The 10,943-nt window shown below is 73.3% G+C and carries 11 protein-coding genes and 2 pseudogenes; 8 read left to right on the forward strand and 5 right to left on the reverse strand.

Annotated features, from left to right (window positions below; all coding sequences use genetic code 11):
• Positions 1 to 443 (forward strand): annotated as a pseudogene (locus tag JS521_RS19515) (hypothetical protein); the annotation flags it as partial.
• Positions 444 to 452: 9 nt separating this feature from the next.
• Here the strand turns inward: JS521_RS19515 and JS521_RS19520 are convergent.
• A complete protein-coding gene (locus JS521_RS19520; RefSeq protein WP_205084264.1) occupies positions 453 to 1,136 on the reverse strand; it encodes a TetR/AcrR family transcriptional regulator in 684 nt (227 codons plus the stop codon).
• Between the two features lie 62 nt (positions 1,137 to 1,198).
• On the opposite strand from JS521_RS19520, the gene JS521_RS19525 reads away from it, so the two are divergent.
• The 3 genes from JS521_RS19525 (at position 1,199) to JS521_RS19535 (ending at position 3,732) form a co-directional block, all read left to right on the forward strand.
• Entirely contained in the window at positions 1,199 to 1,825 is a 627-nt protein-coding gene (locus JS521_RS19525; protein WP_205084265.1) for a class I SAM-dependent methyltransferase, read from the forward strand.
• 177 nt (positions 1,826 to 2,002) lie between these two features.
• The gene (locus tag JS521_RS19530) at positions 2,003 to 2,353 is read left to right on the forward strand and encodes a YciI family protein (RefSeq protein ID WP_030798833.1); all 351 of its coding nucleotides are present in this window, start codon (positions 2,003 to 2,005) and stop codon (positions 2,351 to 2,353) included.
• A 5-nt stretch (positions 2,354 to 2,358) separates the two neighbouring features.
• Complete coding sequence (locus tag JS521_RS19535) at positions 2,359 to 3,732, forward strand: RNA polymerase sigma factor (RefSeq protein ID WP_372448600.1); 1,374 nt, start codon at positions 2,359 to 2,361, stop codon at positions 3,730 to 3,732.
• A gap of 10 nt (positions 3,733 to 3,742) precedes the next feature.
• Here JS521_RS19535 and JS521_RS19540 read toward each other — a convergent pair whose 3' ends face one another.
• Both JS521_RS19540 and JS521_RS19545 read right to left on the reverse strand, forming a co-directional pair.
• Complete coding sequence (locus JS521_RS19540) at positions 3,743 to 4,303, reverse strand: hypothetical protein (protein ID WP_239487526.1); 561 nt, start codon at positions 4,301 to 4,303, stop codon at positions 3,743 to 3,745.
• A gap of 141 nt (positions 4,304 to 4,444) precedes the next feature.
• Positions 4,445 to 4,903, reverse strand: a complete 459-nt coding sequence (locus JS521_RS19545; protein ID WP_205084266.1) for a MarR family winged helix-turn-helix transcriptional regulator — start codon at positions 4,901 to 4,903, stop codon at positions 4,445 to 4,447.
• A 97-nt stretch (positions 4,904 to 5,000) separates the two neighbouring features.
• Here JS521_RS19545 and JS521_RS19550 point away from each other — a divergent pair, with 97 nt between their 5' ends.
• Positions 5,001 to 6,122 (forward strand): epoxide hydrolase family protein, encoded by a 1,122-nt coding sequence (locus JS521_RS19550; RefSeq protein ID WP_205084267.1) that lies wholly within the window; start codon positions 5,001 to 5,003, stop codon positions 6,120 to 6,122.
• Here JS521_RS19550 and JS521_RS19555 read toward each other — a convergent pair.
• On the reverse strand, positions 6,106 to 7,011 hold the full coding sequence (locus JS521_RS19555) for a TIGR03619 family F420-dependent LLM class oxidoreductase (RefSeq protein ID WP_205084268.1): 906 nt from the start codon (positions 7,009 to 7,011) through the stop codon (positions 6,106 to 6,108). The genes JS521_RS19550 and JS521_RS19555 overlap by 17 nt on opposite strands.
• Positions 7,012 to 7,278: 267 nt before the next feature.
• Here JS521_RS19555 and JS521_RS19560 point away from each other — a divergent pair, with 267 nt between their 5' ends.
• Both JS521_RS19560 and JS521_RS19565 read left to right on the forward strand, forming a co-directional pair.
• Positions 7,279 to 8,640: a BTAD domain-containing putative transcriptional regulator gene (locus tag JS521_RS19560; protein ID WP_205084269.1), complete on the forward strand. Its 1,362-nt coding sequence runs from the start codon at positions 7,279 to 7,281 to the stop codon at positions 8,638 to 8,640.
• A 300-nt stretch (positions 8,641 to 8,940) separates the two neighbouring features.
• Positions 8,941 to 10,305, forward strand: coding sequence for a M14 family metallopeptidase (locus tag JS521_RS19565; RefSeq protein ID WP_205084270.1), 1,365 nt, complete (start codon positions 8,941 to 8,943; stop codon positions 10,303 to 10,305).
• An 87-nt stretch (positions 10,306 to 10,392) separates the two neighbouring features.
• On the opposite strand, the gene JS521_RS19570 is transcribed toward JS521_RS19565, so the two are convergent.
• Positions 10,393 to 10,530, reverse strand: a complete 138-nt coding sequence (locus tag JS521_RS19570; RefSeq protein WP_239487527.1) for a hypothetical protein — start codon at positions 10,528 to 10,530, stop codon at positions 10,393 to 10,395.
• A gap of 94 nt (positions 10,531 to 10,624) precedes the next feature.
• Here JS521_RS19570 and JS521_RS36745 point away from each other — a divergent pair.
• Positions 10,625 to 10,943: pseudogene (locus JS521_RS36745) on the forward strand (glutamine--fructose-6-phosphate transaminase (isomerizing)); the annotation flags it as partial.

Genomic DNA, 10,943 nt, shown 5'->3' on the forward strand with positions numbered 1-10,943 from the left:
GCCTCGTACCGACCCCCACCGCTCCCCGTAAGCCGCGCCTGCCGCTGCCCGTCCCGCAGCAGCCCACCGAGGCCCTGTACGCGGCGGCGGCCGATCTGCTCGCCGGGCTCCCACGGGCCGCGCCCGTGTTTCTCCTCTCCGAGGAGGACGTACGCGGGCTCGTTCCCGGGGTCGCCGCCTGGCTGGAGCGCGGGGCGCGGGCGGATGCCGTACGGGCGGCGATCACCGATGATCCGCCCGTTCCCCTCCGGCACCCGGCCAAACTGCTGCGCCACCGGCTCGCCGCACTGCTCCCGCCGCCCCTTCCCGCCGCCGTGCCCGTCGTCCCGCTCCAGAACTGCGACGACTGCGACCGGGCCTTCCGGTCGTCCGTGCCGGGGTGCTGCGGGGGGTGCCGCGATGCGCGTGCGTACGTCGACCAGCCTGTCCTGATCGGCGCGTGAGGCGGCCGGTCAGTCGTCCGGGCCGGCCGTCTGCTCCTGGTCCTTGCAGAGCTGCGCCGTCAAGGCCGTGCAGGCCCATGCCTCCCAGGCGTCCGGGGACCAGCCCCGGTCGCGGGTGAAGATCAGGTACAGCTCGGGGCTGAGCAGCCCGTACAGCAGGTCGGCGGCGCGGGCGGTGTCGACGTCGGAGCGTGCGTCGGGCTTGGAGGTCAGTGCCTCCGCCGCGGCGTGCTGAACGGTGTAGCGAGGGTCGGGGCCGGCGGGCCACTGCGCGGCGATCTCCGGGTCCGTGGCCGCCGCGGCCGCGATCAGCGGGATGACCGGGGCGACCCGGCCGAGGATGTCGCGCACGCCCCGTACGTGGGCGCGCAGTTGTCCGGCCGCGGTCGGCTCGGCGCACGCCGCGAGGAACCACTCGCGGTCCATCGTGGCGACCGGTTCGACGTCGCCCGCGATGGACGTGTCGACGACGTCCTTGAACAGCGTGCGCTTGTTCCGGAACACGAAGTACACGGTCTGGACGGCCACGCCCGCGCGATCCGCGACCTCCTGAAGGCTGGTCGCCCCGTACCCCTGCGCGACGAACAGCTCCAGCGCCGCCGCGACGATCTTCTCGCGGGTACGCCGCGAGCGCTCGTCCCTCTTGCCGGGGCGTCTGGCGTTCTGCCCGTCGGAACCCTTGACCGCATCCATGGCCGGAGCTTATCTCTAGAGTTGAACACTAGAGTTGAACTCTAATCTTTTGGAGAGCCACGATGAGTGAGTACGGGACTGCTGCCGAGATCGAGCAAGAGGCCTTCGTCCGCGGCGTGTTGGAGGGCTTCTACCGGGACGGCGAGCCGCCGTGGGACAGCGGCGTCACACCGCCCGAGCTGGTGGCCCTGGTGGAGGGGCCCGGCTCGCTGACACCGGGGCGGGCGCTCGAACTCGGCTGCGGCACCGGGACCAACGCGGTGTACCTGGCCCGGCACGGCTGGCGGGTGACGGCCGTCGACCTGGTCGAGCTCGCGGTCCGGCAGGCCCGGGGGAAGGCCGACGCGGCCGGAGCGGACGTCACGGTGCTGTGCGGGGACGTCACCCGACTCGACGAGGTGGGCGTGCCCGGCCCGTACGACCTGTTCTTCGACCTGAGCTGCTACTCCGGGATCCCGCCGCACCGCCGTGACGCCTACGCGGCCGGCCTCACCCGCCGTGCCGCGCCCGGTGCGCGCCTGCTGATGTTCGGGTACGGGCCCGGGGCGTTCGACGACTCGTGGTCCGGCGTGACGGCGGACGAACTCCGGACCAGGTTCACCGGGTGGGAACTGGCCGACGTGACACCCGGGACGAACCCGGTCCCGACTTTCTGGTTCACGCTGCGGCGCGGCTCCGCCCCTGCGTGAGCCCGGCTCGCCGGGCGGTCACGCCGGGGCGGCGAGCAGCTCGTCGAGCGGGCGAAAAAAGATGACGGTGGCGTGTCGATCGCGGCCGGTCCCGTTCGTCGTCATGGTGTAAGCAGCCCCGAGGGCTGTGACCACAGGGGACCGGACAAGAGTCCCGACAGGCGACAGGAGCCGATCATGAAGTACATGCTGCTGATCCACAGCGGGGCCGTCGACGAGCAGGGCGGCGCGCCCCAGTGCACCGTCGAGGACTGGATGGCGTACGACAAGGCCGTACGCGACGCGGGGATCCATGTCTCCGGGGAGTCGCTGGCCGACCTGGTCACCGCGACCACCGTGCGGGTCTCGCCCACGGGGGAGCGGACCGTGACGGACGGGCCGTTCGCCGAGACGCGGGAGCTGCTGGGCGGGTTCCTCGTGATCGACGTGCCCGACCTCGACGCCGCCCTCGACTGGGCCGCGCGCTGTCCCGGTTCGCGCGACGGCGGCGCGGTCGTCGTCCGGCCGGTCGCGGACTTCGGGGCCTGAGAGCGGTGGCGGACGAGGACGTCCCGGCAGGGGAGGGCCTCCCCCGCCCGGACGAGGACGCCCCGGCGGGGGAGGGCCTCCCGGCGGATCGTGAGGGCGTTGCGGCGGGGGAGGCCGGGAGCGCCGTCGAGGCGGTGTTCCGGGAGGAGCGCGGGCTGCTGCTCGCCTCCCTCGTCCGCCGGTTCGGGGACCTCGACCTGGCAGAGGAGGTGACGTCCGAGGCGATCGAGGCGGCCCTGCGCCACTGGCCCGCCGAGGGCGTCCCCGCCCGTCCCGGGGCCTGGCTGCTGACGACCGCGCGGCGCAAGGCCGTGGACCGGCTGCGGCGCGACCGGGCGTACGCGGCCCGGCTCGCCGTCCTCCGGGCCGACGCGGAACGGGCGGAGCCCGTCGCACCCGCGGCGGACGCGGGATCCGTCCCGGGCGCGGGATCCGCCTCGGGCGCCGGGGTCGGTGAACTGGCCGACGAACGGCTTCAGTTGTTCTTCACCTGTACCCACCCCGCCCTCGCCGCCGAGGACCGTACCGCCCTCACCCTGCGCTGCCTCGCCGGCCTCACCACACCGGAGGTGGCCCGCGCCTTCCTCGTGCCGACGGCGACCATGGCCCAGCGCATCGTGCGGGCGAAGAAGAAGATCCGCGAGGCCCGGATCCCGTTCCGGGTGCCCGGCCCCGGCGAACTGCCCGAGCGGCTCCCCGGGGTGCTCCAGGTCGTCTACTCGGTGTTCACGGAGGGGTACGCGGCCAGCTCCGGCCCCCGTCTCCAGCGGCTCGACCTGGCGGCAGAGGCGATCCGCCTGGCCCGGATACTGCGCCGCCTGCTGCCCGCCGAGCGGGAGACCGCCGGACTCCTCGCGCTGCTGCTCCTCGTCCACGCCCGGCGCGACGCGCGGACGGGCCCGGAGGGCGAGCCGGTGCTCCTGGAGGAGCAGGACCGGGGGCGCTGGGACCGGGCGATGATCGAGGAGGGCCGTGACCTGGTGGTCCAGGCGCTGACCGGCGGACCCGCCGGGCCCTATGGGGTGCAGGCGGCCATCGCCGCCCTGCACGACGAGGCGGCGGACGTGGAGTCCACGGACTGGGCGCAGATCGTGGCCCTGTACGACGTCCTGCTCACCCTCACCCCGTCCCCCGTGGTGGCGGTGAACCGCGCCGTGGCCGTGGCGATGCGGGACGGGCCGGGGGCCGGGCTCGCGTTGCTGGACGCGCTGGCGGGGGAGCCGAGGCTGCGCGCGTACGCGCCGTACGCGGTGGCCCGGGGGGACCTGCTGACCCGGCTGGGAAGGGGCAGGGAGGCGGCGGTGGCGTACCGGGAGGCGCTGGAGTCGGCGGGCACCGAGCCGGAGCGGGCGGCGCTGCGGCGGAAGCTGGGGGAGTAGGTGCTGTGGATCAGTCGATCCGGGCGCAGAGACTGTCCGTCCTGACCGCCGGACCGGCCACCGTCTTGCTGCCGGTGGGGCTGATGTCGATCGTGTACGCGCCGTCGACGACGTACAGGCCCCGGGCGAGGTTTCCCACGCCCACGCCGAGCAGCACCGGGCCGAGCACCCGCCAGAACTGGGCCCCGGAGGCGTACACGTCGACCAGCGCCGTGCCGCTCACGTCGGCGTCGTAGTGGGCTCCGGTCTCCTTGTTCGTCACTCGGATCACGAGGTCGCCCTTGTAGGCGGCCCTGGTCACGCCCTCGGCGGGCGGGGGCAGTTCGCGGCGGACCACGTCGTCCACGATCGGTTCACCGTGGACCGGGAACGCGCACCGCTCGCCCGCCGGGACGTCCCAGGGGGCGGAAGGGGCCGGTTCCCAGCCGGAACCTTGGGAGGCGGCGGGCGGGGCCGCTGTCGCGGGGGCCGTGCCGAGACCGAGTGCCAGCACGGTCACGCACGCCGTGCCGAAAGCCGTGCCAGCCGTGCCGAAAGCCGTACCAGCCGTGCCGAGAACGCTTTTACGCATGAGAACTCCCCGATCGTCCGTGCGGCAGGCCGGGGTTGCGGCCCGCCGGACGATGATCTGCCGAGGCGCTCACCAAACGCTCACCACGGGGGCCTCTGGCGGTGTCAGCCCTGACACTCACCACGGGGGCCTTCGGCGGGGTCAGCCCTGCTCGCCGCGGTGATGGTCCACGAGGCGGGTGAGCAGGTCGGTCAGGGTCCGCCGGTCGGCCTGGCCCAGCGGGGCGAGGAACGCGTCCTGGGCGGCGGCCAGCAGCCGGTCGAGGCGGGTGAGTTCCTGGCGGCCCGCCGCGGTGATGCTGACGGTGTTGCGCCGGCGGTCCTCCGGGTCGGGCGCGCGCTCGACGAGCCGCCTCTCGGCCAGGTCGTTGACGGTCGCCACCATGTCGCTGCGGTCGATGCCCGTGCGGCGGCCGAGGGCGGCCTGACTGGCGGGGCCGTACTCCTCCGAGGCGGCGAGCAGGGCGTAGTGGTAGCGCCGGACGCCGGCCTCGGCGAGCGCCTGGTCCACGATCCGGTTGGCCGCCAGGGCCGCCTGGTTGGTCAGCCGGCTCGGCAGTGCGCGCAGCCGCTGCGGCGGCGTCCCCTCTTCGATGTCCACGGACGCAATCTAACAAATCGTTGGCCAGACCCACGATCGCCACGTATGGTTGGTCTCACCAACGTTGGCTAGACCAACGATATGAGGAGCTGTGGCCATGATCAAGCCGTTCCGCATCGACATCCCCCAGGCCGACCTCGACGACCTGAACGACCGTCTCTCCCGTACCCGCTGGCCCAACGAGATCACCGACGCCGGGTGGGACTACGGCTTCCCGATGGCGCGGCTCAAGGAGCTGGCCGACCGCTGGCGCACCGGCTACGACTGGCGCGAGCACGAGGCCGCGCTCAATGAGTTGCCGCACTTCACCACCCGGATCGACGGCCAGAACGTGCACTTCGTCCACGTCCGGTCGCCGCGACCCGACGCGCTCGCGCTGATCCTCACCCACGGCTGGCCCGGCTCCTTCCTGGAGTTCCTCGACGTGATCGAGCCGCTGGCGCGCGACTTCCATCTCGTCATCCCGTCCATCCCGGGCTACGGCTTCTCCGGGCCGACCCACGAGCGCGGCTGGGACATCGCCCGTGTCGCCCGGGCCTGGGCCGAGCTGATGCGCCGCCTCGGGTACGAGCGGTACGGCGCGCAGGGCGGCGACTTCGGCTCGGGCATCTCGACGGCGCTCGGCGCGGTGGCCCCCGAGCGGGTGGTCGGCGTGCACGTCAACTACCTGCCGACCCGGCCGGACCCGGACGCCGGGGTCGAACTCTCCGCGGCGGACGAGGCCCGGCTGGACCAGGTCAGGCGGATGATGGCCAACCGGCCGCCGTACCAGGCGTTGCAGGCCGCCACCCCGCAGACCATCGGCTACGCGCTGACCGACTCGCCGGTCGGCCAACTGGCCTGGATCGCCGAGCGGTTCGCCCAGTGGACGGACCCGCGTACGCCGGTCAGCGACGAGCGGCTGCTCACCGACGTATCGCTGTACTGGCTGACCGCCACCGCGGCCTCCTCCGCGCGGCTGCACCGCGAGGCGGCGCGGCGGAGCGAGCCGTGCCCGGTGCCGCTCGGCGTGGCGGTCTTCGCGCACGACATCACGCGGTCGGTGCGACCGCTGGCCGAGCGGCTGTACGACATCAGACACTGGTCGGAGTTCGACCGCGGCGGCCACTTCGCCGCGATGGAGGTGCCGGAACTGTTCGCCGCGGACGTCCGGGAGTTCTTCCTCGGGCTCTCTGCCGGGCGCCCTCTGGTGCCGGGGCCGCTCAGCGAGCCGCGCTGAGGACTCTCTCCGCCAGTTCCAGCGCATGGTCGACATCCCCGGCGAGGTACATCAGGTCGACGAAGACGTGGTCGATGTCGGTCTCCTTCCCTGCCCGGGCGATCGTGGTGACGATGTCGTCCAGCGAAGCCGTCGCTGTCGGGTTGATGCGCAACACGGCGTCGACGGCTGCGGGATCGCGTCCGTACTCCTCCGCGAGACCGCGGATCCGCGCCAGTGGACCGTTGACGGCCGCGGCATCGAACGCACCGGCACCGGGCACGGTGGCGGGCAGCCACCCGTCGGCCCGGCGGGCGACCCTTCTCAGCGCGGCGGGCGCCCATCCGCCCAGATAGACCGGCGGTCGCGGACGGCGGGCCGGCCGGAGGCCGGTACGGGTGGCCGGAACGGTCCAGTAACGCCCTTGGTACTCGGCGGGATCAGCGGGATCGGCGGTCCACAGGGATTCCATGGCGTCGAGGCACTCGTCCAGCCGGACGCCCCGCTGGTCCATGGGGACACCGGCCGCCTGGTACTCCTCGGGCGACCAGCCGACGCCGAGGCCCACGAGCAGCCGCCCGTTGCTGAGCAGGTCGATGGTGGTGAGGGACCGCTCCAGCAGGGCCGGGGGATACCAGGGGGCGTTCAGTACGTTGCTGCCGATGAGCGGCCGTTCGGTCACGGTGGCGGCGATGGTCATCAGCGCGAACGGGTCGAGGCGGCTGTCGAATTCCGGCGGGATGGTGTCCGTTCCCGCGTAACCGACGGTCGGCCGGACGGGGGCGAGCAGCCGGTCGCCGATCCAGAGGCTGTCCGCTCCGAGAGCCTCCGCCTGCCGCGCGAATCCGGGCACGTGCTCGACCTGGCGTGCCATCGCCCCGAACTGCGGAAGTGTGAAACCGATACGCATGAGCCGTCTCCTCCTGCCGATCGTGCCGGGAAAGCTCGACGTCCAACTCGGCTCCACCGAGCGTAATTCCGGTCCCCCGCGCGACGACCACCGTGATTCGGCCACAGCCGCGTGACCACCTGACCACCTGACCGCCGCTCACGGTGAAGCCGACGCGAAAGTCTGCGGAGCGCCTTCAAGGTCCGGACGCCCTCAGGTCCGGACGCCCTCAGGTCCGGACGTCCTCAGGGGTGGTCCTGCGGGCAGGGGCGGCCGGATGCTTTCCCGATGGAACTCCAGTTGCTCGGACCGTTCGCCGCCCTCCACCACGGGCGGCCGGTGCTCGCCGGTCTGCGCCGTCAGGAACGCTGTCTGCTGGCGCTCCTCGCCCTGGAGGCGGGCCGGGCCGTTCCGACCGGCCGGCTCATCGACCTGCTCTGGAACGGCGAGGCCCCGGCCGGGGCGCGGTCCACCGTCCACACGTACATCGGCCGGCTCCGCGCCTCCCTCGGGCCCGACGGCGTACGCCTGGAGACGCGGAACGACGGCTACCTCCTCCGCCCCGACGACCACCTGATCGACGCCCGGGCCTTCGAGGACGGCGTACGGGAGGCCGCGGGTGCCGTGGACGACGAGGAGCGGGTGCGCCACTACGACCGGGCGCTGGCCCTGTGGCGGGGCGAACTGCTCGCGGACGTCGCGGACGAGGCCCTGCGCGACCGGATCGGCCGACGCCTCGCCGAGCTGCGGCTGTCGGCGGCGGAGGAACGCGCCGGGCTCCTGCTCTCGATGGGGCAACACGAGCGCGTCGCCGCCGAACTGCCGCCGCTCGCCGAGGAGCACCCAGAACGCGAACGCCTCGTCGCGGACGCCATGCTCGCCCTGCACCGCAGCGGGCGTTCGGCGGACGCGCTCCGGCTCTACCGGGCCGCGCGCGGCACCCTGCGGTCCGCCTTCGACGCCGAACCGGGGCGGGACCTGCGCACGCTGTACGACCGGGTACGCCGGGACGACCCGGACCTGCGGCGGACCGCGACGCCCACGTACGCCGTCCGGGTGCGGGGGGAGTGGCTGCCGTGGAACACCAGCGGGGATCCGGCCCTGGAGTTCTGCAACACCTACGCGGGCTGGGGCGGCGAGCGGCGGCCCGGCTCGGAGTGGCTGCGCGGCTACCGCACCCTCGCCGTCTGGGCGGGGCACCTGGACCTCGTCGACGACCGTACGGTCACCCGGCTGCTGCGGGGGGCCCAGGAGCGGCCCGAGGAGGCGAGCGCAGCCCTGGAGAGGGCGCGGGAGTTCCGGAGCGCGCTGTACGGCTGTCTCGTCGAGGAGCCGGGCGGGGGCGGGCGGAACGGTGCCTTCGGCCGGGTCGCCGAGGTGGTCCAGGAGGCCATGCGCCAGGCCGTCTTCGTGCGGGGCGAGGACGGCCTCGGGCGCTGGACCCCGCACCCGGACGCCGGGCCCCGGCTCCCGCTGCACGCCGTGGCCCAGCGCGCCGCGGACCTGCTCGCCGACCCGCGCCGCCTCACCGTCCGGGCCTGCCCGGGCGAGGGCTGCGGGTGGCTCTTCCTCGACGCGGGCGGGCGACGCCGTTGGTGCAGCCTGGGGGTGTGCGGGCGGGCGGAGGCGGGTGCGGGCGGCCCGTCGTGAAAAGGGTTCGGGAGCACCGGGACGGATCACGGTCCGGTCGTCGCCGGGGCCCCCGGGGCGGAGAGGGCGGGCCGGTGTACGTGGCCAGTTCGCCCCGGCCGGTGAGTCATGGGGGCCACCCTCCGGGCTCAAGTCCGGTTGAGGTCAAGCCCTGACGGGCCCCCGTGCGCCCACTGTCGTTCACCCGGGCCGGGTGAATCATGGCCGGAAGCCCTATCTTGACCCGCTCATGACATGGCTCCATTCTGTGCCCGTCGCACAGCTCCACCCCCCACCCCGACGGACTCAGGAGACTGCCGCATGCGACCCGACACCGAACGGACCTCCCGGCCGAGAACCCGGCCGGCGAAGACCCGACGCAACGCCGTACTCGCCGTCCTGCTCGGCCTCGGCCTCGCGGCCCCCGCGACCGCCGTGGCCACCGCCGAGCCCTCCGCCCCGAACGCGGCCGTCGCCGCCGACGAGCGGGTGCTCCAGTACGAGATCGCCGGGCGCACCACCCCCGCCGCCCGCACGGAGATCGCCCGCGCGGGCGTGACGATCGACGAGATCCACGACCACGGCATCGTGATCACCGCGGACGCCGCCCAGGCCAAGAAGCTGCGGGTGCGCGGGCACACCCTGGAGGCCCTGCCCGCGCCCGAGGCGCACGCCCACGCGGCGGACGGCGTCGGCGTTCAGGACTTCCCGCCCGCCGACTCCCGCTACCACAACTACGCCGAGATGACGGCGGCGATCGACGCCCGCATCGCCGCCAACCCCTCGATCATGAGCAAGCGGGTCATCGGCAAGACGTACCAGGGCCGGGACATCATCGCGGTCAAGGTCAGCGACAACGTGGGCACCGACGAGGCCGAGCCCGAGGTGCTGTTCACCGCCCACCAGCACGCCCGTGAGCACCTGACCGTCGAGATGTCGCTCTACCTGCTCCGCGAGTTCGCCGCCGGCTACGGCTCCGACTCCCGGATCACGCAGGCGGTCAACGGCCGCGAGCTGTGGATCGTGCCGGACATGAACCCGGACGGCGGCGAGTACGACATCGCCTCCGGCTCGTACCGCAGCTGGCGCAAGAACCGGCAGCCCAACTCCGGCTCCAGCGCGATCGGCACCGACCTCAACCGCAACTGGGCCTACAAGTGGGGCTGCTGCGGCGGCTCCTCCTCCAGCCCGTCATCGGACACCTACCGGGGCCGGGCCGCCGAGTCCGCGCCCGAGACGAAGGTCGTGGCGGACTTCGTGCGCAGCCGGGTGGTCGGCGGCAAGCAGCAGATCACGGCGGCCATCGACTTCCACACGTACAGCGAACTGGTGCTGTGGCCCTTCGGCTACACGTACAACGACACCGCCCCCGGCATGACCGCCGACGACCGCAACGCGTTCGCGGCCGTCGGCCAGAAGATGGCGGCGAGCAACGGCTACACCGCCGAGCAGTCCAGTGACCTGTACATCACCGACGGGTCGATCGACGACTGGCTGTGGGGCGCGCAGAAGATCTTCGGCTACACCTTCGAGATGTACCCGCGCTCGGCCTCCGGCGGCGGCTTCTACCCGCCCGACGAGGTCATCGAGCGCGAGACCTCCCGCAACCGGGACGCGGTGCTGCAGCTGATCGAGAACGCGGACTGCATGTACCGGTCGATCGGCAAGGAGGCGCAGTACTGCTAACTGCTGTCGGCGATCCGGTGGCAGCACGCCGGTACTCTCCCCCTCGCCCGGGGGTGGGTGTCGGCGTCCTGCCGTCCGGTCGGCGGGTCACCGGTCGTCCTTCTCCGCCCGGTGTCGCCGCTCGGCGTCCTCGACAGCGCCCCAGTTGCGCGCGCGCTCGAAGTGGCGGTCTGTCCGGGGCGGGGGCTCCTGCTGTTCCGCGTGATCGTCCCACTGCGCCGACATACTCGGGTTCCTCCTGCCGTAGGTGAGTCATGCACAGGAATGGTGTGTCGTCAGCATTCCTCCCACAAGCCGCCTCCGGCCTTATGGTGCCGCTATGTGCGGAATCGTGGGTTATGTCGGTATGCAGTCGGCGCAGGACGTCGTCGTCGCGGGACTCAAGCGCCTCGAATACCGGGGCTACGACTCGGCGGGCATCGCCGTTCTCGCGGACGGCGGGCTCGCCGCCACGAAGAAGGCGGGCAAGCTCGTCAATCTGGAGAAGGAGCTGGGCGCCCGGCCGATGCCCGCCGGGCGGGCCGGCCACGGGCCCCCCCCCAGGCCGCCCCCCCGCGCGCCCCCCCCCCCCCACCCCCCCCCCCCCCCCCCCCCCCCGGGCCGGGGCGCCGTCGGGCACAACGGGGTCAACGAGAACA

Origin of the sequence: Streptomyces durocortorensis, assembly GCF_016901035.1 — a bacterium.
GTDB classification, from domain to species: Bacteria; Actinomycetota; Actinomycetes; order Streptomycetales; family Streptomycetaceae; genus Streptomyces; species Streptomyces durocortorensis.